Here is a 22,770-nt window from a genome sequence, read left to right on the forward strand (position 1 = left end):
GTGACCCACCAGCCCTGGCAGATCCAGCTCGGCGAACTCGACGAGAAGATGGGCGTGAAGATCCTCGAGCAGTCAGTGGAGCGGGTCGTCGCGACCATGCCCGTGGAGGGGAACCGGCAGTCCTTCGGACTGTTGCATGGCGGCGCGTCCCTCGCTGTGGGAGAGGCGGTGGGTTCGTGGGCTGCGGTCATTCATGCAAGCACGCTGGGCAAAACGGCCGTCGGCGTGGACGTGTCAGCCACCCATCACAAGTCCGCGCGAGAGGGGCTGGTCACCATCACTGCGACCCCGCTCCATCTGGGCGGCACCCTCACCACCCACGAGGTGGTGCTGACCAACGACGACGGCGCGCGCCTCTGCAGCCTGCGGATCACCAACCTGTTACTCGACCGCCGCTAGGCGCTAGCGGGTTTTCGTCACCCGGTGCTCAAGCCCCGCCCTCACCATGGGCCACTCGGCGGCAGTGATCGAAAAAACCACGGTGTCCCGCAGGGTACCGTCTGGTCCCCACCGGTGGGCCCGCAGCACGCCATCCTGTTTTGCACCCAGCCGGGCGATCGCTTGCCGCGACTGGTGGTTCATCCAGTGCGTACGGAATTCGACGGCGGTGCACCCGAGCACGTCGAAGGCGTGTGTCAGGAGCAGCAGCTTGCTTTCAGGGTTGGTTCCGGTTCCCTGCACAGACGCCCGGTTCCAGGTGTAGCCGATCTCGACCCGCGGAGTATCAAGGTCGATGTTGCAGTAGGTGGTCATGCCCAGGAGCTGACCCGTGTGGTTCAGTCGGAGGGCGAAGGGCAGCATTGCGCCCTGCTCCTGAAGGGCGAGCCGGCGGCTGATTTCCGCCGCCATACCCTCGGGATCGGGGACCGATGTGTACCAGAGGTTCCACAGAGCACCGTCCCGCACCGCGTCGGCCAGGCCCTCGTGATGGTCTGGCGTCAGCGGCTCCAGGGTGATCGTCGGTCCGGTGAGGGTCACTGGCGTCAGCGGGGTCATGGGGCCATTCAATCATGGGGGCTACCCGGTCAGCCGGAGCCGCAACGCTGCAAGCTCCGCGGGGGTCAGGCCCGCGCCCAGCAGGTACTGCTCGGCGTCGAAGTGTGCCAGTAAGTCCCTCAGGTGCGTGACGGCACGATCGAGACGCTCCACCAGCTCATCCTCGGAGAGGGGCGCTTCTTTCGGGGTCTCCTGGGTCGAGTGGAACTCGTTGATCCCCCGGACCCCCAGCGCGTAGTCGCTCACAATCTCGTCGGCGGCCACCCCTGCAGCTGACAGCATCACTGCCATCACCAGGCCGGTGCGGTCACGGCCAGCCGAACAGTGAACCACAACCCCGCCGTCGGGCGCATTGATCACTGCCCTGACGACGGCGGCGATCTTGCCTGGCCAGCGCCGCAGATTCTCCAGGTAGTGCTGGGGAGAGTTCAGGTAAGGGCCAACCAGCTCCATGAACTCGGCATCGGACTGGTCCTCGGTGGGACAGTTGACAATCGCAAATCGGTCCAAAGCGTCCCCAGCCACCGCCGGGTCGCTATCCCGCCGGCCGAACTCTCCTGGATTGCGGAGGTCGACGACGGTGCGGACACCGTCGTCGTGGGCCTGTAGCCAGCCAGCACCGGTGATCCACTCGTGGCGGCCCATCCGGTAGATCCGGCCCTGCTGGATGAGACCGCCAACCCCGCCGAGGTCGCGGGCGTTGACTGCACCCTCCCACCGGACGGAACGGGTTTCGGCGTTGTGCTGATCATGCGGGTGGCCAGGCCGGGAGGTCATGTCCACACCCTAGCAAGTCTCTGCGCCGCGATCTGGGGAAAGGAGCTTCGGCTGGCCGTATGCAACGTTCCGCTGGAGGAGTAGCTTGGTGCCATGAAAACTCCATACCGCTCCATCCTCGGGCGCTGCGCTGCCGCAGCTATGCTTTCGGTCGGCCTGATGGCCAGCACTGTCGCGGGTCCCGCCGCCGCTACGAACACTGAGAGGCCTCAGGGCCAGGTCGACTATGTGGCGTTAGGGGACTCCTATGCCGCGGGATTCGGCGCGGGCTCCTACGTCAACGCCTGCGGCCAATCGCCGCTGGGACTTCCGGGTCTGCTCGATGACCGTCGGGGAATTGACCTGACCGTCAACGCCACCTGCAGCGGGGCCAAAGCCGCCGCAAACCGCACCGACGCTGTACCCGACCTTCCCGAGCAGTTGGAACAACTCATCGGCGCCGGCCTGATCGGCTCCGACACGGATTTGGTGACCCTCTCGGCGGGCGGCAACGACCTGGACTTCGGGGCGGTGGTGGGCGCATGCGCTACTCAGCCCTTGGCTGTCTGCGACCAGGTGATCGATGGCCGCACCCTGCAAGCCCAGACCACTCTCGCCGTCGCGCTGGATGACCTGTACGGCAACCTGCGCTCCACCGCCCCGAAGGCGAAAATTGTGGTCACTGGGTACCCTCACCTTTTCTCGCCCAAGTCCGGGTCGGAAGTACTGCTCAGCACCGAGGCACAAAGGCTCTTCAATGAGGGCACCGATGCGCTCAACACCGTGATTCGGCAGAACGCCAAAGCCAACGGGCTGCAGTACGTCGACGTGGTGAAGAGGTTCAATGGCCACGGCATCGGCACCAGAGACCCCTGGATCACCTATACGGGATTCACCGCAATCGATGACCTGCACCCCACCGCCAAGGGATATCAGGCCGGTTACCTGAAGTCCTTCCGCAGCTCGGTGAACCTATCGTCGCGGTGGTGGTAGGCGCCGCCTACCGCAGCAGTTCGTAGAAGCGCCAGAAGCCGAAGCCCTCGATCAGAAGGACGCGCAGGTCAGCGAAACCTGGCACTATGCCCTTGCCGGCGATCGCTGGCAAGGTGCTGGCTGTGGCAGGTGCACAACCCCACTGCGACGGTGCCTGAGTACAGCGAGTACCTGGCCGGCTAACCCAGGCTTACCCGGTCCAGTCGAAGAACCCCTTGCCCGATTTCCTACCCAGCTCGCCGCGCGCTACCTTGTCCCGCAAAAGCTGGGGCGGAGCGAACCGCTCCCCCAGGGTCGACTCCAGGTATTCGGCGATGCCGAGCCGGACGTCGAGCCCCACCAGGTCGGTGGTGCGGAGCGGGCCCACCGGGTGTTTGTAGCCCAGCACCATGGCCGTGTCGATGTCCTCGGCTGATGCGACACCCTCCTCGACCATCCTCATCGCCTCGAGGGCAATTGCCACGCCCAGCCGGGAACTGGCGAAGCCTGGCGCATCGTTGACGACCACCGGGGTTTTGCCGAGCTGTTCCACCCAACCGCGCGCCGCGTCGGCGAGCTCGCTCGAAGTGTGCCGCGCCAGGACCACCTCGATCAAGGTGGAGGCTGGCACCGGGTTGAAAAAGTGCAGCCCGCAGAACCGCTCCGGGCGTTGAAGCTTTTCGGCCAACCCGCCGACCGACAGTGACGAAGTGTTGGTCGCCAGCCACGCGGTGGGCGCCAGCCGCTCTTCGACGGCCGCCAGCGCCTGCGCCTTCAGATCAAAATCCTCCGGCACCGCCTCAATCACCAGCCCACAGGGTTCGAAAGCCGCGTAGTCAACCGACACGGAAACCCGTTGAGACAACGCCTCAAGACCCTCAGCCGTTGTCCCGCGCTGAACGCTTTTACCCAAGGCATCGAGGACGCGCTGCCGGGCCGCCGCGGCGGCGTCATCGTCGCGCTCAACGACGACGACGGCGGCACCCGCGATGCAGAACGCATGGGCAATACCTGCACCCATCCGGCCGCCGCCGAGAACCCCGACAAGGTTGGGGATACGTGCTGCGCCGGGATTTGCTGTCGAGGGGCTCATTTGTTCTTCCTGTCGAGGAATGCCTGCATCCGGTCGAACTTCGCGTCGGATTCGAACAAAATGCCCTGCGCCAGCTGGTCAATGACCGGGTGGGCCTCGGGCGGGGTGTGGAACACCGACTTGGTAATGCGGACAGCCAGCGGGTCCTGCCGGGCTATCCGGTCGGCGAGCGCGTTGGCGCCTGCGAGGAGGGCGGCGGGTTCGTGGATTTCTGTGATGAGCCTGACAGCGAGCGCCTCATCGGCGCCGAGGATCCGCCCGGCCAACAGGATTTCCTTCGCCAGTGGTTCGCCGACCAGCTCCCGGAGCCGCCAGGTGGCGCCGGCCGCTGCGAGGATGCCAAGCCCGGTCTCGGGGTTGCCGATTTTCAGGGTGGGCGTGCCGATCCTGAAGTCTGCAGCGTAGGCGAGCTCGGCCCCGCCGCCGAGCGCGTACCCGTCCAGGGCGGCGATCACCGGCAGGGGAAGCCGGGCAATGCGGGCAAACAGGGTGGAGTTGATTCCGGCGAGCGCGTCGTCGCGGCGTCGCTCCCGCAACTGCGCGATATCGGCGCCGGACGCAAACACGCCGTTACTTCCCGCAAGGATCAGGAGGCGCGGCTGCCTCTCCAGTGACTCACAGACAGCATGAAGCTCATCGACCATGGTCTGGTCAATGGCGTTGCGGACCTCGGGGCGGTGCAGCTGGACGGTGAGGCGGTCGCCGTCGTCAATGACCCGCAGCGTGGTGAACTTCTCCATCAGACGCGCTCCAGCAGCATGGCGGTGCCTTGCCCCACACCGACGCACATGGTGGCCAGGCCGATGGCCCGGGCTTCGCCGCGTGCCTCGCGTTCCAGCCGGCCGAGCAGGGTGATCGCGAGCCGCGATCCGGAGGATCCGAGGGGGTGCCCCAGGGCGATGGCGCCGCCGTCGCGGTTGACCAGTTCCTCGTCGAGCCCGAGCCGGCGGATGCAGGCGATGGACTGGGTGGCGAACGCCTCGTTGAGTTCGACGGCGGTGAGGTCGCCGATGCTCAGCCCCGTCCGCTGCAGCACCTTTTGCGTGGCCGGAACCGGGCCGATACCCATGATGGCTGGTGGGACGCCCGCCGAGGCGCCGTCGAGGATGCGGGCGCGGGCGGCGAGTCCCAGCCGGTTGACGGCCGCCTCGGACGCGACGACGACGGCGGAGGCGCCGTCGTTCAGTGAGCTGGAGTTGCCGGCGGTGACCACTCCATCCTTCCTGACGACCGGGCGGAGTCCGGCAAGCACGTCGAGGGTGGTGTCGGCGCGGGGGCCTTCGTCGGTGTCAACGGTGACCTCGCGCTTGCCATGGCGGGTGTGCACCGGGACGATCTCGTCACGGAAGTGGCCCGCTTCAATGGCCGCGAGTGCCCGCTGGTGGGACCGCAGGGCGAAGGCGTCGGCGTCGTCGCGGGTGATGCCGTCCACCGAGGCAAGTTCCTCGGCGGTTTCCGGCATGGAAAACGTGGTCTTGTCCTGCGCCGCGAAGATCGGGTTGGTGAAACGCCAGCCGATGGAGGTGTCGAAGACATCCCCGGGCTTGGCGAAGGCCTTGGCGGGCTTCTCCATTACCCAGGGCGCGCGGCTCATCGATTCCACGCCACCGGCGACGACGATGTCGGCGGCGCCGGACTTGATCATGTGGGACGCCATGATGATGGCTGACAGGCCCGAAGCGCAGAGCCGGTTGACGGTGATGCCGGGGACAGTGTCCGGGAGTCCGGCCAGGAGCGATGCCATACGGGCGACGTTGCGGTTTTCCTCACCGGCGCCGTTGGCGTTGCCAAGGATCACCTCGTCGATTTCGCCTGGGTCGATACCCGCGCGGGCCACCGCCTCGCGGATGGCCAGAGCTGCGAGGTCATCGGGCCTGACCCCGGAAAGCGCTCCGCCGTAGCGTCCCACCGGGGTGCGAACCCCGCCGACCAGAAATGCCTCGGTCATGCCTGCCTCCAGAATCATCAGCGATTGTGTAAGTCTCGCGGGCAGCTCAATTACTGACCGTTCGTTCTATATTACAGACCGGCCCACAAAAGTGGCTCCCGCGCAGAGTCGCTGTTGCCCCACCGCTCGGCTGCGGGTCCGGCACTATTCCGGCAGGGTGGGCTGGTGCTCCACCCCGGTCGGTGGGGGTTGCCGTGATGCCCCGACGACCCGTCCCGCCTCGAGTCGAAGCTCCTCACCAGCGGGAAGGCCGCCGAACCACCGCCGCAGTTCGCGGTCGTGGCTGACGACGACGAGGGTCCCGTCATAACCGGCCAGAGCGTCCTCGAGCTCGCCCACCAGGACCGGGGCGAGGTGGTTGGTGGGTTCGTCGAACAGGATGACGTCGTAGCGGCCTACCAGGAGCCGGGCCAGCGCCAGCCGGCGGTATTGACCGGCTGAAAGGGTTCCCACGGGGACCAGGAAGTCAGCAGTGCGGAAGAGACCCAGGTTCAGCAAACGGTCGGCGTGTTCGTCCAGGTCCCCGTGCAGGCCTGCGGCGAAGGCCGGGAGTAGCCGCAATGACGGTTGCCGGTGCGGTGCCAGTTCCTGCGGAAGATACCCCAGGCGACCCCGTTGAGTGACAAGACCCTCGTCGACCGGGCAGACGCCTGCCAGGACGTTGAGCAGGGTGGTCTTTCCCGCGCCGTTGGGCCCGGTAACCAGGAGGTTCTCCCCCGCCCCCACACTGAGGGACTCCACCGCCAGGCGCTCACCCACAGAGACACCCGCCAGCTCCAGCAGGGGGCCGGTCAACGACTGCCCGCCAAACTGCGCCGACAGGACGAGCGGCTGAGGCGGCCGGTCCACCGGCTGCTCCTCCAGCCGGCGCAGCCGCTCCTGTGCGTTGCGTTTCTGGCTGGTGATGGCTTCCTGCACGGTGCCCTGTTTGAAGTCGTAGCCCATTTTGTCGCCGTCGCGCCGGCGACCGTAGCCCATCCGCCCCTCCACCGCTGCGGCCTTGGCCCGTTCGGCTTCCTTCGCGTCGAGCCACTGCTGGTAGTCCTGCTCCCAGCGGCGGCGCTCAGCAATTTTGGCCTTGAGATACCCCTCGTACCCGTCGCCGTAGCGCCGCAACTCGCGACGGTCGCCGTCCACCTCGATGATCGTCGTGGCAAAGGTGCGCAGGAAGGAGCGGTCATGGGTGACGGCGACGACGGCACCCCGGTGGGCGGCGAGCTCGCGCTCAAGCCAGCCGACGGCGTCGTCGTCGAGGTGGTTGGTCGGCTCATCCAGGAGCAGGATGGCGGCCGGGTCGGCCAGCAGGCAGGCGAGGGCGAGGCGCTCCTGTTCACCGCCGGACAGGGTGTCGAGGGTACGCGCCCGTGGGAGGTCGCCGAGCCCGAGCTGGCTGAGGGCGGCGTCGACCCGGGAGTCGACGCTGTACCCCTCGTGCAGGTCGTACTCGGACTGAGCCGCGCCGTAGCGATCCAGCTCGTCGGCATCGGCTGAATCCAGGGACGCCTCGCGGGTCCGCAGCTCGGCTTCGAGGGCCCGGATGCCGCTGAGGGCCGCGTCGATCACCGTACCGACGGTGTCGGTTGGGGCGTGGTCGAGGGTTTGTGGGAGGTGGCCCACCGCGCCATGCACGGCGACCTGGCCGCCGTCGGGAACCTCCACCCCTGCGATCAGGCGGAGCAGCGTCGATTTGCCGGCACCGTTCTCGCCTACCACCGCGACCCGTTCGCCGCGGCCGATGGTCAGCTCCACATGGTCGAGGAGCAGGCGGTCGCCGTATCCATGGGACACGTCGGACAGTTGTAGATGTTCGGTCAAAGGTTCCTCGCAGTGTCGAAAAGGGCGCCGTCAGGGCAGCGCAGAGGCCGGGCGGTCGTCGCCGGCGGGTCAGACGGATGCAAGGCTATTTCCTCATGGGACCAGCGTGCCCCCGTGCGGCCACGCCGTCAACCGGATTGCGGCTGCCAGGGCTATCGCGGTGCGGGCGGATCTCCGACAGGATGGAGCCATGACCGTCTCACGTTTGCCCTGGTACTGGGCAGAGACCAGCCCGGGCATGTCGCCGGATCCGGCCCACGACGCCGCCTCAGCGTCCAGTCAGCGCTGGATACGCGCGGTGGACGTTGAGTGCACAGCGGACCTGCTTTTTGCGTGGACCACCCAGCTCCGCCGGGCGCCCTACAGCTATGACCTTCTGGATAACTTTGGACGGCGCAGCCCCCAACTGCTTGATCCGCAGGTGATCGACGTTCGGGTGGGGGATCCGGTGATGCGGATCTTCACCGTGTCGGCGGTCGATCCGGGACACTCGTTTGCCGTCGTGCCCCGATCAGAGCGGGCCTCCCACCTTTTCGGTGCACTGGTCATCGAGTATGCGGTTGAACCTGCGGGTCGCGGTTCACGGCTGGTGGCCCGCCTCTCCGTGCCGCTGCCCGCCGGGCCGCTGTCCCGGCCGCGGCAGGCCGCGCTCGCGTGGGGTGACCTGGTGATGATGCGCAAACAGCTCCGTGAACTCCGGCGACTGGCCGAACGGGACCATCGCACCCTGGATTCCGCTGACTGAGTTGTGAGGCACTCCACGCCCGGGCCGTCGACCCTCACCAACCTCTGTGGTCGATACAGCTAGCCCGTCCACTTGGACAGGGCTGTCACCACGCTCGTGACCACTCGCTCGAAACTACGCTCGCGGCTGACAGGCAGTTCAAACGCACCGCTTGTTTCGAGGGAGACGTACCCGTGGAGCGCGGAACGGAGGAACCGGGTGGCGTCAACCGCGTCGTCGCCCTCCAGGTGGTACCCGGCGAGGACGCTGAAAATTACCTGGACGGTGGCAGCGGAGACCTCCCGATCCTCCTCATCGTCGGGCGCCGGAGCGCTCACGGTGAGGGGGTACTGGCCTGGATGTTCCAGCGCCCACTGGCGGTAGGCATGAGACATGCCGGTGATGGCGGCCTCGCGGGACCTGCCGATGGCCGCCTGCCCGAGGGTGTGGCACAGCTCCGCTTTGGCACGGAGCATGATTCCGCGTTGCAGACCGGCCATCCCGTCGATGTGCTTGTAGAGCGATGGAGGGCGGACGCCAAGGCTCTCGGCGAGGACTGCCAGATTCAGCCCCGACGACGTGCGGTCATCAAGGAGGGTCGCGGCGCGGTCAATGACGGCGTCCCTGTCGAGACCGGCCCTAGGCATGGTGGATTCTGGTGCTGAGGAACGTCAGGATTGCCGACGACGTCAGCTCCGGCTGCTGCGACTGGGGGTAATGACCGGCGTCGGGAATCATGGTGACGGAGCCGCTCAATGCCGCAGAAACCCGCTCGGCTTCGGCCTGTGGATCGCTGAAATCCGGGTCCTGCTCGCCCATAATGACGAGGGCGGGCGTGCTGACCGCGGCCAGCATGTTCCCCGCCCGCACGTGATCGGTCCGTGTGGTGAGACTGAAAGCGAGGGCGTAACCGGGCCGCTTCAGGCTGGCAACGATCTCTTGGCGGTACGCGGCGAAATCCTCTGGTTTCCGTCCCGCATAGAGCCGGGGCAGGTACGCCTTCCACGAAGCAGCAGCCCAGGGGGCCGCCATCAGGATCCTGAAGAACAGTCTGGCTGCCGCGCTGACCGCCGGTTCCCTCACAAAGGGGCCAATGAGCACGAGCCCGCTGACCAGACCCGGATGGTCAGCGGCGACGATCACCGCGGCACCGGCGGCCATTGAGTTGCCGACGATGACGGCCGGCGTCCCCAGCTCCTGCAGGAGGGCGGCCAGGTCCCCGGCCGTTTCCTCGTCCCCGTACCCACTGAACGAGGTGGTGCTGTCACCATGGCCGCGGAGGTCGGTGGTGGCCACTGTATAGCCGGCGGCCACCAACGAGGGGGTGAGGAACCGGTAGGTCGATCGGAGGTCGCCCATCCCCGGAACGAGAAGGACGAGGGGACCGCTGCCCTGCACGTCGTAAGCTACCTGGCCCTGGGCAGGGCGGGCGAGGAGCCGCGTCGACTGGTTGTTCATCATATGGCTAATATACTTAGCTTTTGAGCTATTCACAATAGCCTGAGCGATCAGGGACTACAACTGACCGCAATGGTGTGGCATCCTTGACCGCCGGTCACTAGCCTCGAGCCATGACCTACACCCTTCAGATCACCATCGACTGCATCAGCGTCCACTCCCAGGCCGATTGGTGGGCGGAAACCCTCGGCTGGGTCGTCGAGCCCACCGATCAGGCCTTCATCGACGACGTACTCGCCAAGGGCTGGGCCCAGCCAGACGAACTGGTTGAACACAACGGCGTCCGGGTCTGGCGCGATGGCTCGGCCATCTGCCGCCCCGGGGAGGAAGGGCAAAAGGGCCGCTTACGCATCCTGTTCCAGCCCGTCCCCGAACCGAAAACGGTCAAGAACCGCTGTCACCTGGATATCAATCTTAACGGCGGCAGCAAGGACGACACCCGGGCCCGGCTCGAGGCGCGCGGCGCCCAATTCCTGTACGAGGCCAACCAGGGTCCCCATATCTGGTCCACGATGGCCGATCCCGAGGGCAACGAGTTCTGCATCTCCTGACGCCGTGGCCCGGCACGCCGGGGCGGGAGCCGTCAGTCGGCCATGAGTCTGCGGCGCAACACCGGCAGCGCGGCGACGGCGGCTCCCGCGGCGACGGCTAACGCGGCGACCGTCGCCGTCAGTCCTCGATCAGGCGGGCCGGACCCTGCGCTGGGGACGCCCGTATCCGCGCCACCGACCGGTACCTGCGCTACCTGCGGGACAGGAAGCGCAGGACCGGGAACGGTGGTGAAGGTCTGGTCAAAATCGATGAAGCAGGGATACCGGCCATCAGGGAACACGATATTTCCGGGATTGGCTGTGCAGAGGTTGGTTCCGTCGGCGGCAATGACACCGCCCTGAACGAGGGTAATGGTCTGTGGATCGACCACTGTTGCCTGCTCGAAAGGCACCAGGACCGGGAAGGTGGTCGGCGCCGTCTGACCGGGCGATTCCCCGAAGCCGATAAAGCAGGGATAGGTCCGGTCAGCGAACACATACCGGTAGGGGTCGATCGAGCACAGGTTTGTCCCATCAGCGGTGAGCACGCCGCCCTTGGCGAAGACGACGTCGTCCCAGTCGATCACCGTTGCCTGGTCGAAGGGGACGAGCGGAACGGTGTCCGCGGCGCCGGTGGGATTCGTCGTGTCGGTGGGAGCGGCCACCGCTCCGGCAGCCCCCATCAGCGCAATGCCCCCAGCGAATGTGCAACCGGTCAACACTTTGGCGATGTTCACTTTTTCCCCTCCGGAGGCCTGGCCGCGTGGCGGCCTCATGACACCAGCACAGCAGGCAACTGGCTGATGTGCGAGCACGGGACGATAACGAAGAGCCCACGGGGCCCCGGCGCACCCGCGATCACGCCAAGAGGGCGGCGCGAAGATACACTCGATGGGTGACTATCGACCTTCCCCCACAGGTATCGGACCTCTTTGACCCTGCCCGTTGGCGTCTCGTGTCAGGGTTCGGTGATCTGCAGGATATTACCTATCACCGGCAGGTCGAGCGGACCCCCGGCGGGGCGGTGCGGGATCTCCCGACCGTCAGGATTGCGTTCAACCGCCCCGAGGTCCGCAATGCGTTCCGGCCGGGGACCGTCGACGAGCTCTACCGCACCATGGATCACGCCCGGATGACCTCCGATGTCGCCACCGTGCTGCTGACCGGCAACGGGCCGTCCCCGAAGGACGGGGGCCACTCCTTCTGCTCGGGCGGCGATCAGCGGATCCGCGGCCGCGACGGGTACCGGTACGCCGACGGCGAGACCAGCGAAAGTGTCGACCCCGCCCGTGCGGGCCGGCTCCATATCCTTGAGGTGCAGCGGTTGATGCGGACCATGCCCAAGGTGGTCATCGCCGTCGTCAACGGGTGGGCGGCCGGCGGCGGGCACAGCCTGCACGTGGTGGCTGATCTGACGATCGCCTCCCGCGAGCACGGAAAGTTCAAGCAGACCGATGCCACCGTTGGCAGTTTCGACGCCGGGTACGGCTCCGCGCTGCTGGCCCGCCAGATCGGGCAGAAGAAGGCCCGCGAGATCTTCTTCCTCGCCCGCGAGTACTCGGCCGAGGAGATGGTCGCGATGGGTGCCGTGAACGAGGCGGTGGACCACGCCGAGCTGGAGAACACGGCCCTGCAGTACGCGGCGGATATCGCACGACAAAGCCCCCAGGCCATCCGGATGCTCAAGTTTGCCTTCAACCTGGCCGACGACGGGCTCGCTGGCCAGCAGGTCTTTGCCGGCGAAGCCACCCGGATGGCCTACATGACCAACGAGGCGGTCGAGGGCAAAGAGGCCTTCCTGGAAAAACGGGCCCCTGACTGGTCCGCCTACCCCTACTACTTCTAGGCCGCCATGGAACTGTTACCGATCCACACGCCGTCCGGCGCCGACCCCCACGCTCTCCTCACGCCACTGGCCGCCGCCCTTGCCGGGGAGGGGCCCGCCGTCGCACCCCATGCCGACGCGGGGCAAAGCTTCGACGGGGAACTGCCCAACGATGAGATTGCCGCCGTCCTGAGCACCTCGGGATCGACCGGCGTCCCCAAACAGACGATGCTCAGCGTCGATGCGCTGGCCGCCTCAGCGATGGGTACCGCCCTGGCGCTCAAGGCCGAGGGCCAGTGGCTCCTCACCCTGCCCGTGCACTATGTCGCAGGTCTCCAGGTGCTGGTCCGATCGCTGTACGCAGGAACCCGCCCCTGGACGATGGACCTGGCCGCACCGTTCACCGCCGGGGCCTTCACCGAGGCCGCCGGCGAGCTCACCGATAAGGTCCGCTTCACCTCGCTGGTCCCCACCCAGCTGCACCGCCTCCTCCAGGACCCGCGGCCCGAGACACTTCAGGTGCTCCGCCGGTTCAACGCCATCCTGCTGGGCGGCGCCCCCGCCTCCGCCACACTTTTGAGTGACGCCCGCAGGCACGGCCTCAACCTGGTGCTCACCTATGGCATGAGCGAGACGTGCGGCGGCTGCGTGTACGACGGCGTCCCCCTGGACGGCGTTGACGTCACCACCGAGGAAGGCCGGTTGTGGATCAGCGGACCTGTCCTCGCCGACGGGTACCTCGGGCAACCCGAGTTGAGCGCTGACCGGTTCGCGTTCAACTCGGGACGCCGCTGGTTCCGGACCGACGACGCCGGTGACGTCACGGACGGGGTCCTGACCGTTGCCGGTCGGCTCGACGACGTCATCGTGACCGGCGGCCTGAAGGTGTCGGCCGCAGCGGTGGCCTCGGCCATCGAGGGGATGCCCGGAGTGCAGGAGGCACTGGTGCTCGGCATCGACAGTGCCGAATGGGGCACCGCGGTGGCTGCCGCCGTCGTCGGGCAGGTCAGCGCCGACGAGGTGCGCCAACAGACGAGGGCCTCCCTTGGCGCTCACGCAGCGCCCCATATCGTCGTCGCCCTCGCATCACTCCCGCTTCTGCCCAACGGCAAACCCGACCGGCTGGCTGTTCGGGCGCTGCTCGAGCGCTCCGACGCCTAGACACCCCACTCCCCCACACTCCCCCAACGAAAAGGACAGCACCGTGGCTACTGCCGCACAATGGCTTGAGGGCGCCCGCCCGCGAACCCTCCCCATGGCTATTGCACCAGTGATCGTGGGGTGTGCGGCCGCGTTCGACCTTGAGGCGTTCAAGCCCGTCAATGCCCTGCTGGCCGCCGTCGTCGCCATCATGCTGCAGATAGGCGTGAATTACGCCAACGACTACTCCGACGGCGTCAGGGGAACTGACGCGGACCGGGTGGGCCCACTCCGACTGACCGGGTCCGGCGCCGCGCGGCCCGGTCAGGTGAAGTGGGCCGCGTTCGCGTGCTTCGCACTGGCGATGATCGCGGGCACCAGCCTCATTGTGCTGTCCCAGACCTGGTTCCTGCTGCTGGTTGGAGTGGGCTGTGTCGCCGCCGCCTGGGGTTACACAGGTGGGCGCAACCCCTATGGCTACATGGGGTTGGGAGATGTTTTTGTGTTTGTGTTCTTCGGCCTGGTCGCAACGCTCGGCACCACCTACACCCAGGCGGGCCAGCTGAACGCCGTGGCGTGGATCGGTGCCATCAGTACCGGCATCATCGCGATGGCACTCCTGATGGCCAACAATGTGAGGGACATCCCGACGGACCGTGAGGCAGGGAAGATCACCCTCGCCGTGCGGCTCGGGGACACCGCGGCGCGGATTACGTACGTGATGATGCTCGCCGTGGCCCTGCTGCTGCCCCTGTTCCTGGTCTACGACTACCCGTGGGTGCTGCTGGTACTGCTGCTCGTACCGGCGTGCCTGATGCCGAGCTGGTTGATGCTCAAGGGCAAGAAGCGGCGCAGCCTGATCCCTGTCCTGAAGCAGACTGGTCTGATCAATCTGGGATTCAGCGTGCTGTTCGGCGCCGGGGTGGTCCTGACGACCGTGCTGGCCTAGCTGCGGGGCTTGCGGTCCGCGTTGACCGACGCGTTCGGGTCGTAGCCATCCTCAGCGGCGGCGTCGTCGAGCTCGGAGAGGTTACGCCGTGGCGGCGCACCGTCCTTGAACCGGCGCTGCAGTGACGCCGAGGCGGCGTCGCGCATGGACCGGAAGAACAGGTAGGTCACGCACCAGGCGAGGATCGCTGCGACGACCGCCGAGAAGATGGCGCCGAGGCCCAGCCAGTAGGAGATGACGAAGAAAACCACGACGAGGCCGAGGCGGAGGGCGGTGAATTTGAAGAAGGGCACTCACCAAGTTTACTCGCCTACAATTGATAGATGCCTCGCCTGTTGTTGTTTCTCATCCTCGTTGCGGTCGCCGTCATTGTCTACGCGCTGATCGACTGCATTATGACCAAGGCGCACTCGGTGCGCAGCATCTCCAAGCCAGCCTGGATCGCGGCGATCGTCCTGGTGCCACTTCTGGGTGCCGGACTCTGGTTCCTGTTCGGACGCCCCCGGCCCAGCGGCACCCGCGGACGTCAGCGTCCCGCCCCCCGGCATCCCACGGCGCCCGACGACGATCCCCAGTTCCTGCGCAATCTTGAGGCGAAGCGTCGCCAGGAGGCCCGCGAGAAGGAGAACCGGCGCAAGGAGCGTGAACTCCGCGCGGAGCAGGAAAAGAAGGCCCGGGAGGACCAGCAGAAGAAGGACGGCGAAGCCGACAACGAGCCCGGCGGCAAGACCGCCTGACACCCGGCAATTGGCTCGGGGACTTAGCTGGCCGACCTTAGCCGAACCCCGGCGTCGGAACCGGATCCGGATCCGGATCCGTGAGGAATCCGGGCATCCGTGGCCGCAATATCCCTCTCCAGCGCCCGGGTTGACCCCGCCGGTTCAGATTGGTCACCGCAACGGAGGTGTGACCACCGCCGTAAGACAGAAAAGTGCAGCCACACCGAGGCGTAGCTGCACTTTTCTATCGGACTGGTTGACGCGCGCAGCTCAGGCGTAGCTGTGCAGGCCCGAGAAGTAGATGTTCACGATCGTGAAGTTGAAGACGATACACAGGTAGCCGATGATGCACAGCCAGGCTGCACGGGTACCGGTCCAGCCGCGGGTGGCACGTGCGTGCAAGTAGCCGGCGAAGACTACCCAGATCACGAAAGTCCACACCTCTTTGACGTCCCAGCCCCAGTAACGACCCCAGGCTTCCTCAGCCCAGATAGCCCCGGCCATGAGGGTGAAGGTCCACATCACGAAGGCGATGGCGTTGATCCGGTAGGACAGGTTCTCAAGGCTCAGCGCCGACGGAACCAGACGCATGAAGGGCGCGCGGTCGGCGCCGCCAGCAGCGAGCTTCCGGATCCGGCTCGTCTGAATGAGCTGCAGGACCGACATGGCGAAGGTCAGGGTGAACAGCGCGGAGGCGGCCACCGCTACCGATACGTGGATGATGAGCCAGTAGCTCTGCAGCGCGGGGACCACGTTGGCTGCTGGCGTGAAGAACCCGATGGTCGCAGCGCACAGCATCACCAGGGTCAGGCCGACGACGAAGGTTCCGAGGAACCGGAGGTCCTTACGGATCAAGACGGCCAGGAAGACCAGAATGACGACCAGCGCACCCGTGGTGCAGAATTCGTACATGTTGCCCCAGGGGACCCGGTTCGTCGCCAGCCCGCGGGAGACCACGCCGGCCGCATGGATCAGTGCCGCCACGACGGTCAGGACGACGGCGATACGCGCCAACTTCCGCTGACCCGAATAGTCCATCGCGTCGTCGGCCATGGTGTCGCCGGCAACACCGGTCGAGCCGCCACGGGCAGCCGGCCGGCTGCTCCGGTCGGCGCCGACCAGGGCAAATTGCTCTGCTTCCTGGGAGGCGGCGAGGTTCTCCTCGACCGCTCGGATCCGCTTGCTACTCTTCACCAGGTCGAGCGTAAAGATGATGAACGCGACCGTGTAGGTGAGGGCGGCGAGCAACATGAAGCGCTCGCTGAACTCCCCCAGCGTCTGGTTGATTGTTGGCATTAGCTGTCCTTACCGTTTCCTGCCTGGTGTGATGCGTGTTCGGGGGTGGTGCTACCTGAGACGTCAGGCTTTCCATCTTGCTCCTCAAGCCGGCCTTCCACCAGCCACTGCTCGCGCAGCGCCTTGTCGATGGCCGCTCCTTCGCCGGTGAGCCGGTGGTCTTCACCGCGGGCCAGCAGCCCGTACTCAACCATGGTCCGACCGTCGGCATGGGTTCCGGTGCGGACCCAGACCCGGCGGCGGCCAATGAACAGGCTGGCGCTGAGTCCGGTCAAAGCCAGGGTCGCGAAGATCAGGGCACCCAACTGGCCCGGATCGTGGCGGATGTCCACCGCAATGTAGCGATCCAGTCCGTCGAACGTGATTGACCCTTTGCCGTCCGGCAAGTCGTAGGTCTGGCCCGCCCCGAGGACAATTCCGCCTTCATCGCTGGTGCGGCTGTTGAGCTCGGTCAGGTCGTCGGTGTCCAGGACGTAGACGCTGCGCGGTTCGCCGTCGTCGAGTCCCAGGTCGCCGTAATACGAGTTGAGGTTCAGCTGGGGGTTGAAGGGGTCCGGGTCGCGGGAGAAGGCGACGCCGTCCTCGCCGACAAACGCTGTCGGGAGGAAGAACCCCACGAAGCCCAGCTGGTCCGGCGCCGCGTCGGGGGCTTTGATGACCATCAGCGAGGTGAACAGCCCGTCCTGCGGGATCGTCACCACGGGCCCCTGCATGGCGATGTCGCCGTTGCCATCGCGGACGGTGACGACCGGCGCGTACCCGTTGCCGACCAGGTAGATGCCGGTGCCCCCGATATTCAGCGGCGAATTGACCTTGAGGACCTGCTCGACTTCCTCGGCGCCGGGGCCATCCTTCGTGGTGACGTTGGCGGTGAAGTCGAGGGGCTGCCCATAGTGGGTCTCCTGGCGGTCAAACTGCACATCGAACTGGTCAAGCCGCAGCGAATACGGTTCGAGCTGCCCGGCGCTGAAGTTGGCGCCGGGGGTGAAGGTGTCGTAGCCCACCAGGGTGTTGACGAAGCTGTCGCCCTCCACGATGATCTTTTGGCCGCTGTAGCCGAACAGGCCCCCCAACGCCACCGAGACGAGCACCCCGATCAGCGAGAAGTGGAACACCAGGTTGCCAACTTCCTTGAGGAAGCCGCGTTCGGCACCCACCGAGGGTTGTGCCGAATCCGCGTCACGCAGGTCCACCCGGTATCCGCGCTTCTTCAGCATCGCCGCAGCATCGGCGGCGGCTGACACTGCGGTGATCTGCGAGCCGCCGGCCTGCGCCGTGGCGGGGAGGACGAGCGTGCCATAAATCGGCATCCGGGAAAGCTTCCGGGGCGTCCGCGGTGGCTTCGACTTCATGGCCCGGCCGTGGGCGATGGCCCGCGGGATCACGCAGCCGATCAGTGAGATGAAAAGCAACAGGTAGATGGCCGAAAACCAGACCGATGAATACACGTCGAACAACTGGAACCAGTCGAGAATTGGCCCAGTGTCGGGGTTGTCCTGGATGTACTGGGTAACCACCGCCGGATTGGCCGGGCGCTGCGGGAACAGCGATCCGGGCACAGCGGCGACCGCGAGCAGAAGCAGCAGGAACAGGGCTGTGCGCATGCTGGTGAGCTGGGTCCAGCCCCAACGCAGGCTACCGCGGACGCCCAGCGCCGGCAGCGCGACGTCGGTCTTGCCGCCCTCGGGAGTATCAGGGGTCATAGTCTGCCCCCTTTCAAAGTTGTCGGAAGTCATTAGATGGGAAGGGTCACCCCGCCGAGCCAGTTCTGAAGTTCATTGATCCACAGGGTCCAGACGCCGGTGGCCATCAGCACACCCACCACCACCAGCATGCCGCCGCCGAAGCGTTGCAGGGCCAACCGGTGCTTCCTGAAGAACGCCATCGCGCCCATCCCGCGGCGGACACCCAGCGCGATCAACAGGAACGGGAGGCCCAGACCCAGACAGTAGACAAACGTGAGGGCCGCACCTTTGGCGGCGCTCGCGTCATCGTTGGAGAACGCCAGCAATTGCACAGCCGACAGGGTGGGGCCGATGCAGGGCGCCCAGCCCAGACCGAACGTGAGGCCAAGCAGCGGGGCACCCCAGAGACCGGTCGGGACCCTGGCCTGCAGCTTCTTTTCAGTCTGGAACCAGGAGAATCCCCCCATGAAGATCAGCCCCATGAGCACCACCACGATGCCCATGACAGGGATCAGCCAGCTCTCCGAACCGACCATCCATGCGCCGAGCTGCCCAAACAGTGCCCCATACGCCATGAAGACCACCGAGAATCCGAGCACAAACAGCGCAATCCCGGAGAGCATCCGGCCGCGCTTTTGCTGTTCAAGATCGACGCCGGTCAGGCCAGTGACGTAGCCGAGGTAACCGGGCACCAGGGGAAGCACACAGGGGGAGGCGAAGGACACCAGTCCTGCCAGCAGGGCCACGGGCAGCGCGAGGAGCATGGAGCCGTTCAGTACGGTATCGGCAAATGCGTTGCTGGTAGCCAACGGAACGGATCCGCCGACGGCGGCGCTGAGGTGTTGGGGAAATGACACTGTCAATTACTCAGCCAACGCGGCGTCGATGAGGGCGCCGAGGGTGCTCTTGTCGGCCAGGCCGAGGATCCGCGCAGAGACGCGGCCTTCCTTGTCGATCACCAGGGTGGTGGGAACGGCTTGCGGGGGAACATAGCTGGTCATGGCCAGCAGCACGCCCCCATTCTGGTCGTTGAGGCTCGGGTAGGGAATGTCGAAGGTCCGCTCGAACGCTTCGGCTGTCTCCTGGGTGTCCCGAATGTTCACCCCGATGAACTGTGCTCCCGCTGACTCAAACTCATCGTGCAGCGCCACCAGGTCCGGGGCTTCCTCACGGCAGGGAGCGCAGGCCGCGTACCAGAAGTTCACCACAGTGACCTGACCAGCCCAGTCCGCCGAATCCACTGTGGATCCGTCGTAGCCGGTACCGGTGAAAGCGAGGGGTTCGCCCCGCTCGGCCGCTGCGTACTCGGTCACTGAGCCATCACCGGCAATGTAGTTCTTGTTGTCGCCGGAGTCAGCGATAACCGCCAACGGATCATCGGCGGCACACGCTGAAAGGGCTAATGAGGCGGACAGCCCAAGGGCCAGCGCGACACCCAACTTCTGCAGGCGGCCAGCGGATCGATCAGAATTTTTCACAGCTTCTTCCACATTTCTACAACGTGTAGTAATACTATTATGCTCCCGGCAGGTTCGCCGCACCGGCCAACAGGTCAGCGCTGGGCTCTTCGTACCGCACCCCAACCAGGCGTCCGCCGTCGAAGTCCAGGGACGTGATGGAGGTCAGGGTGCATTCCCGGTCGCGCGGATCGTGCCAGAGCCTGCGGTTCTCGGCCGCGAGCCGTGACACCCAGATGGGCAGCTGATGGCTCACCACGATCACCTCCACTGGCCCTGCAGGCCCGTCAGTATCAACCTGTGCGACGGCGGCGCGACGGGCGTCGTCTACGGCCGCCCTCATGCGGCCCACCTGCTGACTGTAGGGCTCACCCCAGGAGGGGCGAAAGGGGTTGGCGAGCAGCAGCCAATGGCGGGGGTACCGCAACTGGCGGGCGACCTGCGCCATGCCCTCGAACCGGCTATAGGCCTCAATGACCCGATCGTCGGTCACGATATCGAGTCCAAGCCGCTGCGCAATGGGTGCTGCGGTCTCCTGTGCACGGGTCAGCGGGGACGCCACCACCCGGACGATCCGTGCGCCGTCGTCGACCCGCGCCGCGAAGTGACCGGCAACCCGCTGCGCCATTTCCTGGCCCAGTTCAGAGAGGTGAAAGTTCGGCAGCCTGCCGTAGAGGACGCGCTCGGGATTGTGGACTTCGCCGTGACGCACGAGGTGGACAGTAGCAAGGGACATAGGTCCAGTTTCTCAGAGTTCGGGCAGGCGGCTAAATCCGCCGCTGAGAGTTTATTTGAACATTTGAGTAACTTCGGGAATAATCGATGCAAATGCATGTTTATTATAGGTGACGGCCTCCCGGCCGCCACGGCTGCATAACCCAGACCGCATTACGATCAGGAGAACCATCATGGCAATTCCCACAGGACTGAACAACGGCACCTGGACCTTCGACGCCTCGCACAGCGAGGTCGGCTTCACCGTGCGGCACGCCGGCATCAGCAAGGTACGTGGCAACTTCGACACCGTTGACGCCGCCCTGCACGTCGGATCCTCGCTGACCGATTCCAAGGTCACCGCCACCATCCAGACCGCTTCCTTCAACTCCAACGACGCCAACCGCGACGGCCACGTACGCGGCGAAGACTTCTTCGATGTCGAGCGCTTCCCCGAAATGACCTTCGAGTCGACCTCCATTGAAGGCGCCGGCGAGACCTACCAGCTCGCTGGCAACCTGACCATCCGCGACGTAACCCTTCCTGTGGTCTTTGAAACCGAATTCAACGGCGTTGCAGTAGATCCTTTCGGCGCCACCCGCGCCGGGTTCTCCGGCAAGACCGTCATTTCCCGCAAGGACTTCGGCCTGACCTGGAATGCAGCTCTCGAAGCCGGCGGAGTTCTCGTCGGTGACAAGGTGACCATCAACCTTGATGCGGCATTCGTAGCCCCAGCCAAGTAGTCATCCACTAACAGCGGCTGTCGCCCTCCTCGGGAAGGCGGCAGCCGCTGTCGTTTAATCCCATTGCTGCGTGAGCCTCCGCGCTAGGGTTGGCTGTGTGACCCCTCAGGGTCTGTACCAGTCAGTCTCTAGCGAACAGGAACCGGTAAATGAGCACACCTCCCCATGACCACAATCCCGGCCAGGACATGCCCCCGCGCGACAATCCAGAAGCGCAGCAGCCATCCTCAGGACAGGTCCCGACCGACGGCCAGGCAGCCCCCTACGGTTACCAAAACGCCCAGCCCTCCGGCTACAGCTACCCGGGGAACATGAGCCAGGTATCCGTAACCGAGAAGGGCCCGGCGCCCAAGGAAGTGGAACGGGCCTTCTGGCTGATCATTGCGGCCGGGGTCCTCAGCTTCATCTCAAGCGTCATCGGGGCTCTGTCCGTCTCTGCACAGGGACCCGCCGGAGGCGTCGGGACCGCGTTGACACTGGTCTTCGCCGCTGTCGCCACGGGCATTTACATCCTCCTCGCGATCTTCATCCGCAAGGGTCACAACTGGGCCAGAATCACTGCGACAGTGTTGGCAGTTCTTTCGATCCTGTCCTACCTGTTCGGCCTGTTGTCACTATCAATGCTCGAAGGTAGCGACCTGCTGCAGGGTCAGGAACTCGTGACACCGGGGCCAGTGGAGACCGTCATCGGCATTCTGGTCCTCCTGCTCGGCGTGGCCGGGGTTGTCATGACCTATCTCAAGCCCGCGCGCCCCTACTTCCAGAAGCAGATCGTCCCCGGACAGTTCTAACCCAGCTCTGACCCAGCAACGCCCTGATTATTGGGCGGTTCGGGCGCGGGAGTCGGCGGCGTCCGGCTCCTGCGCCCGTTGCGCGTGGTAGGCAAGAATCTGCAGTTCGGTGGCCATATCCACCTTCCGCAGCTGGACACTCTCCGGCACCTGCAACACCACCGGCGCGAAGCTGAGGATGCTGGTGATACCAACGGCAACCAGCCGGTCGCACAGCGACTGCGCCACCCCGGCGGGGACCGCCAGCACCGCCATATTGGCGCGGGTCCGTTCCAGCACCTGCTCCAGGTCACCTATGGGACTCACCCGCAGCCACCCCACTTCGGCACCGACTACCAACTGGTCAGCGTCGAAGAGGGAAACAATCTCAAAACCTCTTGATTCGAAGCCGGAATAGCCGGCCAGTGCCCGGCCCAGGTTGCCTGCCCCAATGATTGCAACGCGCCAGTCTAGCGTCAGTCCGAGCGCGGCGGAGATCTGCCGGTTGAGATACTGCACGTCGTAGCCCACGCCGCGGGTCCCATAGGAGCCGAGGTAGGACAGATCCTTGCGCAAAATCGGAGAATTGACGCCGGCCGCTTCCGCCAACCGGTCCGACGACACCCGCTCGGTTCCCTCCGCCAGCAGCGAGGTAAGCGCCCGAAGGTAGATAGTCAGGCGCGTCAAGGATGCTGTCGGGATCTGTCGTGCGGCGGAACCGCTCCCTGACAGCTGTAGCTCTGGTACTTCCGGCGTCGTCACTTTCCATCGCTCCGTTTACTGTCCGCCAGCCGCTTGACGGTAAGGCCATACGACGACGGTCCGGCCGACGTCGCGAATACTTCCACCTTAGGGCGCCCGGCGTTCGTCACAAAGCTCGCCCGCCGCCGCCGGTCACCGGGTGATGAGCCGACGAAGGCGGGCCCCGTCAATCTTCCAGAAGTCCCGTTGCACCCCATCGATGAGCAGGACGGGAATCTCTTCGGCGAACCGCTCCAACAACGCGGGTTCGTTGGCTGTCGACAGTTCATGCCATGGCACCCCCAGCTCGTCGCAGACGGAGGCCACCACCATCCGCGCGTCGGCACACAAGTGGCAGTCGGGGCGGGTCAGCAGCTCAACCGTGGGATAACCGGGGCTTCGCGCCGGCGGTCCGGGCTGCGGGGGAATCACCATGCCA

27 protein-coding genes are annotated in these 22,770 nt (G+C 65.8%); 10 read left to right on the plus strand and 17 right to left on the minus strand.

Translation table 11 applies throughout. The annotated features are described in order from the left end of the window. The first annotated feature begins 48 nt into the window (after positions 1-48). Positions 49-399, plus strand: coding sequence for a PaaI family thioesterase (locus tag IWX62_RS03185; protein ID WP_333483209.1), 351 nt, complete (start codon positions 49-51; stop codon positions 397-399). A gap of 3 nt (positions 400-402) precedes the next feature. Here the strand turns inward: IWX62_RS03185 and IWX62_RS03190 are convergent, their stop codons facing one another. Beyond that, positions 403-996 carry a GNAT family N-acetyltransferase gene (locus IWX62_RS03190; protein WP_196839940.1) on the minus strand — a complete coding sequence of 198 codons (594 nt, stop codon included), beginning with the start codon at positions 994-996 and terminating at the stop codon, positions 403-405. Between the two features lie 21 nt (positions 997-1,017). After that, a complete protein-coding gene (locus tag IWX62_RS03195) occupies positions 1,018-1,773 on the minus strand; it encodes a tyrosine-protein phosphatase (protein WP_196839941.1) in 756 nt (251 codons plus the stop codon). Between the two features lie 93 nt (positions 1,774-1,866). Between IWX62_RS03195 and IWX62_RS03200 the strand changes: the two genes are divergently transcribed. Continuing rightward, positions 1,867-2,745 carry an SGNH/GDSL hydrolase family protein gene (locus IWX62_RS03200; RefSeq protein WP_196839942.1) on the plus strand — a complete coding sequence of 293 codons (879 nt, stop codon included), beginning with the start codon at positions 1,867-1,869 and terminating at the stop codon, positions 2,743-2,745. A 190-nt stretch (positions 2,746-2,935) separates the two neighbouring features. Here IWX62_RS03200 and IWX62_RS03205 read toward each other — a convergent pair whose 3' ends face one another. From IWX62_RS03205 to IWX62_RS03220, 4 genes are all read right to left on the minus strand, one after another. Further along, the gene (locus IWX62_RS03205) at positions 2,936-3,817 is read right to left on the minus strand and encodes a 3-hydroxyacyl-CoA dehydrogenase family protein (RefSeq protein WP_196839943.1); all 882 of its coding nucleotides are present in this window, start codon (positions 3,815-3,817) and stop codon (positions 2,936-2,938) included. Beyond that, the gene (locus tag IWX62_RS03210) at positions 3,814-4,557 is read right to left on the minus strand and encodes an enoyl-CoA hydratase/isomerase family protein (protein ID WP_196839944.1); all 744 of its coding nucleotides are present in this window, start codon (positions 4,555-4,557) and stop codon (positions 3,814-3,816) included. Before IWX62_RS03210 ends, IWX62_RS03205 begins: the two co-directional genes overlap by 4 nt. After that, complete coding sequence (locus tag IWX62_RS03215; RefSeq protein ID WP_196840138.1) at positions 4,557-5,765, minus strand: thiolase family protein; 1,209 nt, start codon at positions 5,763-5,765, stop codon at positions 4,557-4,559. Before IWX62_RS03215 ends, IWX62_RS03210 begins: the two co-directional genes overlap by 1 nt. Before the next feature lie 144 nt (positions 5,766-5,909). Continuing rightward, on the minus strand, positions 5,910-7,580 hold the full coding sequence (locus IWX62_RS03220) for an ABC-F family ATP-binding cassette domain-containing protein (protein ID WP_196839945.1): 1,671 nt from the start codon (positions 7,578-7,580) through the stop codon (positions 5,910-5,912). Between the two features lie 190 nt (positions 7,581-7,770). Between IWX62_RS03220 and IWX62_RS03225 the strand changes: the two genes are divergently transcribed. Continuing rightward, positions 7,771-8,325: an SRPBCC family protein gene (locus IWX62_RS03225; protein WP_196839946.1), complete on the plus strand. Its 555-nt coding sequence runs from the start codon at positions 7,771-7,773 to the stop codon at positions 8,323-8,325. A 59-nt stretch (positions 8,326-8,384) separates the two neighbouring features. On the opposite strand, the gene IWX62_RS03230 is transcribed toward IWX62_RS03225, so the two are convergent. Further along, the gene (locus tag IWX62_RS03230) at positions 8,385-8,951 is read right to left on the minus strand and encodes a TetR/AcrR family transcriptional regulator (protein ID WP_196839947.1); all 567 of its coding nucleotides are present in this window, start codon (positions 8,949-8,951) and stop codon (positions 8,385-8,387) included. Beyond that, positions 8,944-9,765, minus strand: a complete 822-nt coding sequence (locus IWX62_RS03235) for an alpha/beta fold hydrolase (RefSeq protein ID WP_333483185.1) — start codon at positions 9,763-9,765, stop codon at positions 8,944-8,946. Before IWX62_RS03235 ends, IWX62_RS03230 begins: the two co-directional genes overlap by 8 nt. 110 nt (positions 9,766-9,875) lie before the next feature. Between IWX62_RS03235 and IWX62_RS03240 the strand changes: the two genes are divergently transcribed. Next, complete coding sequence (locus IWX62_RS03240; RefSeq protein WP_196839948.1) at positions 9,876-10,313, plus strand: VOC family protein; 438 nt, start codon at positions 9,876-9,878, stop codon at positions 10,311-10,313. A 32-nt stretch (positions 10,314-10,345) separates the two neighbouring features. Here IWX62_RS03240 and IWX62_RS03245 read toward each other — a convergent pair whose 3' ends face one another. Further along, positions 10,346-11,029 (minus strand): hypothetical protein, encoded by a 684-nt coding sequence (locus IWX62_RS03245; RefSeq protein WP_196839949.1) that lies wholly within the window; start codon positions 11,027-11,029, stop codon positions 10,346-10,348. A 158-nt stretch (positions 11,030-11,187) separates the two neighbouring features. Between IWX62_RS03245 and IWX62_RS03250 the strand changes: the two genes are divergently transcribed. From IWX62_RS03250 to IWX62_RS03260, 3 genes are read left to right on the plus strand one after another with little or no spacing between them, the layout of a single operon-like run. Next, positions 11,188-12,138: a 1,4-dihydroxy-2-naphthoyl-CoA synthase gene (locus tag IWX62_RS03250; protein ID WP_196839950.1), complete on the plus strand. Its 951-nt coding sequence runs from the start codon at positions 11,188-11,190 to the stop codon at positions 12,136-12,138. Between the two features lie 6 nt (positions 12,139-12,144). Next, positions 12,145-13,278, plus strand: a complete 1,134-nt coding sequence (locus tag IWX62_RS03255; RefSeq protein WP_196839951.1) for an AMP-binding protein — start codon at positions 12,145-12,147, stop codon at positions 13,276-13,278. Between the two features lie 43 nt (positions 13,279-13,321). Then, the gene (locus tag IWX62_RS03260; protein WP_196839952.1) at positions 13,322-14,206 is read left to right on the plus strand and encodes a 1,4-dihydroxy-2-naphthoate polyprenyltransferase; all 885 of its coding nucleotides are present in this window, start codon (positions 13,322-13,324) and stop codon (positions 14,204-14,206) included. Here IWX62_RS03260 and IWX62_RS03265 read toward each other — a convergent pair. After that, the gene (locus IWX62_RS03265) at positions 14,203-14,499 is read right to left on the minus strand and encodes a DUF4229 domain-containing protein (RefSeq protein WP_196839953.1); all 297 of its coding nucleotides are present in this window, start codon (positions 14,497-14,499) and stop codon (positions 14,203-14,205) included. The two genes, IWX62_RS03260 and IWX62_RS03265, sit on opposite strands and share 4 nt — an antisense overlap. 30 nt (positions 14,500-14,529) lie before the next feature. Between IWX62_RS03265 and IWX62_RS03270 the strand changes: the two genes are divergently transcribed. Continuing rightward, complete coding sequence (locus tag IWX62_RS03270; protein ID WP_196839954.1) at positions 14,530-14,943, plus strand: PLD nuclease N-terminal domain-containing protein; 414 nt, start codon at positions 14,530-14,532, stop codon at positions 14,941-14,943. 252 nt (positions 14,944-15,195) lie between these two features. On the opposite strand, the gene ccsB is transcribed toward IWX62_RS03270, so the two are convergent. From ccsB to IWX62_RS03295, 5 genes are all read right to left on the minus strand, one after another. Next, positions 15,196-16,221 (minus strand): c-type cytochrome biogenesis protein CcsB, encoded by a 1,026-nt coding sequence (gene ccsB, locus IWX62_RS03275; RefSeq protein ID WP_196839955.1) that lies wholly within the window; start codon positions 16,219-16,221, stop codon positions 15,196-15,198. After that, positions 16,221-17,924: a cytochrome c biogenesis protein ResB gene (gene resB, locus IWX62_RS03280; RefSeq protein ID WP_196839956.1), complete on the minus strand. Its 1,704-nt coding sequence runs from the start codon at positions 17,922-17,924 to the stop codon at positions 16,221-16,223. The genes ccsB and resB overlap by 1 nt, the downstream gene beginning before the upstream one ends. Positions 17,925-17,956: 32 nt before the next feature. Continuing rightward, positions 17,957-18,670, minus strand: coding sequence for a cytochrome c biogenesis CcdA family protein (locus IWX62_RS03285; RefSeq protein WP_196840140.1), 714 nt, complete (start codon positions 18,668-18,670; stop codon positions 17,957-17,959). A gap of 99 nt (positions 18,671-18,769) precedes the next feature. After that, the gene (locus IWX62_RS03290; RefSeq protein ID WP_196839957.1) at positions 18,770-19,384 is read right to left on the minus strand and encodes a TlpA family protein disulfide reductase; all 615 of its coding nucleotides are present in this window, start codon (positions 19,382-19,384) and stop codon (positions 18,770-18,772) included. Positions 19,385-19,421: 37 nt separating this feature from the next. Next, on the minus strand, positions 19,422-20,099 hold the full coding sequence (locus IWX62_RS03295; protein ID WP_196839958.1) for a histidine phosphatase family protein: 678 nt from the start codon (positions 20,097-20,099) through the stop codon (positions 19,422-19,424). Positions 20,100-20,271: 172 nt separating this feature from the next. Between IWX62_RS03295 and IWX62_RS03300 the strand changes: the two genes are divergently transcribed. Both IWX62_RS03300 and IWX62_RS03305 read left to right on the plus strand, forming a co-directional pair. Next, positions 20,272-20,820: a YceI family protein gene (locus IWX62_RS03300; RefSeq protein ID WP_196839959.1), complete on the plus strand. Its 549-nt coding sequence runs from the start codon at positions 20,272-20,274 to the stop codon at positions 20,818-20,820. Between the two features lie 149 nt (positions 20,821-20,969). After that, the gene (locus IWX62_RS03305) at positions 20,970-21,611 is read left to right on the plus strand and encodes a hypothetical protein (protein ID WP_196839960.1); all 642 of its coding nucleotides are present in this window, start codon (positions 20,970-20,972) and stop codon (positions 21,609-21,611) included. A 27-nt stretch (positions 21,612-21,638) separates the two neighbouring features. On the opposite strand, the gene IWX62_RS03310 is transcribed toward IWX62_RS03305, so the two are convergent. Further along, positions 21,639-22,352, minus strand: a complete 714-nt coding sequence (locus tag IWX62_RS03310; protein WP_196839961.1) for a redox-sensing transcriptional repressor Rex — start codon at positions 22,350-22,352, stop codon at positions 21,639-21,641. Positions 22,353-22,484: 132 nt separating this feature from the next. Then, positions 22,485-22,766, minus strand: coding sequence for a glutaredoxin family protein (locus IWX62_RS03315; RefSeq protein ID WP_196839962.1), 282 nt, complete (start codon positions 22,764-22,766; stop codon positions 22,485-22,487). Positions 22,767-22,770 lie beyond the last annotated feature (4 nt).

The sequence above is a fragment of the Arthrobacter sp. CAN_A1 genome (genome assembly GCF_015751665.1).
Lineage (GTDB): Bacteria > Actinomycetota > Actinomycetes > Actinomycetales > Micrococcaceae > Arthrobacter_D.

Bases quoted from the DNA above. Each gene is read 5' to 3' on its own strand.
- IWX62_RS03185 (WP_333483209.1), top strand. From the start codon at position 49: ATGGGCGTGAAGATCCTCGAGCAGTCAGTGGAGCGGGTCGTCGCGACC.
- IWX62_RS03190 (WP_196839940.1), bottom strand. From the start codon at position 996: ATGACCCCGCTGACGCCAGTGACCCTCACCGGACCGACGATCACCCTG.
- IWX62_RS03195 (WP_196839941.1), bottom strand. From the start codon at position 1,773: ATGACCTCCCGGCCTGGCCACCCGCATGATCAGCACAACGCCGAAACC.
- IWX62_RS03200 (WP_196839942.1), top strand. From the start codon at position 1,867: ATGAAAACTCCATACCGCTCCATCCTCGGGCGCTGCGCTGCCGCAGCT.
- IWX62_RS03205 (WP_196839943.1), bottom strand. From the start codon at position 3,817: ATGAGCCCCTCGACAGCAAATCCCGGCGCAGCACGTATCCCCAACCTT.
- IWX62_RS03210 (WP_196839944.1), bottom strand. From the start codon at position 4,557: ATGGAGAAGTTCACCACGCTGCGGGTCATTGACGACGGCGACCGCCTC.
- IWX62_RS03215 (WP_196840138.1), bottom strand. From the start codon at position 5,765: ATGACCGAGGCATTTCTGGTCGGCGGGGTTCGCACCCCGGTGGGACGC.
- IWX62_RS03225 (WP_196839946.1), top strand. From the start codon at position 7,771: ATGACCGTCTCACGTTTGCCCTGGTACTGGGCAGAGACCAGCCCGGGC.
- IWX62_RS03230 (WP_196839947.1), bottom strand. From the start codon at position 8,951: ATGCCTAGGGCCGGTCTCGACAGGGACGCCGTCATTGACCGCGCCGCG.
- IWX62_RS03235 (WP_333483185.1), bottom strand. From the start codon at position 9,765: ATGATGAACAACCAGTCGACGCGGCTCCTCGCCCGCCCTGCCCAGGGC.
- IWX62_RS03240 (WP_196839948.1), top strand. From the start codon at position 9,876: ATGACCTACACCCTTCAGATCACCATCGACTGCATCAGCGTCCACTCC.
- IWX62_RS03255 (WP_196839951.1), top strand. From the start codon at position 12,145: ATGGAACTGTTACCGATCCACACGCCGTCCGGCGCCGACCCCCACGCT.
- IWX62_RS03270 (WP_196839954.1), top strand. From the start codon at position 14,530: ATGCCTCGCCTGTTGTTGTTTCTCATCCTCGTTGCGGTCGCCGTCATT.
- ccsB (WP_196839955.1), bottom strand. From the start codon at position 16,221: ATGCCAACAATCAACCAGACGCTGGGGGAGTTCAGCGAGCGCTTCATG.
- resB (WP_196839956.1), bottom strand. From the start codon at position 17,924: ATGACCCCTGATACTCCCGAGGGCGGCAAGACCGACGTCGCGCTGCCG.
- IWX62_RS03285 (WP_196840140.1), bottom strand. From the start codon at position 18,670: ATGCTCCTCGCGCTGCCCGTGGCCCTGCTGGCAGGACTGGTGTCCTTC.
- IWX62_RS03295 (WP_196839958.1), bottom strand. From the start codon at position 20,099: ATGTCCCTTGCTACTGTCCACCTCGTGCGTCACGGCGAAGTCCACAAT.
- IWX62_RS03300 (WP_196839959.1), top strand. From the start codon at position 20,272: ATGGCAATTCCCACAGGACTGAACAACGGCACCTGGACCTTCGACGCC.
- IWX62_RS03305 (WP_196839960.1), top strand. From the start codon at position 20,970: ATGAGCACACCTCCCCATGACCACAATCCCGGCCAGGACATGCCCCCG.
- IWX62_RS03315 (WP_196839962.1), bottom strand. From the start codon at position 22,766: ATGGTGATTCCCCCGCAGCCCGGACCGCCGGCGCGAAGCCCCGGTTAT.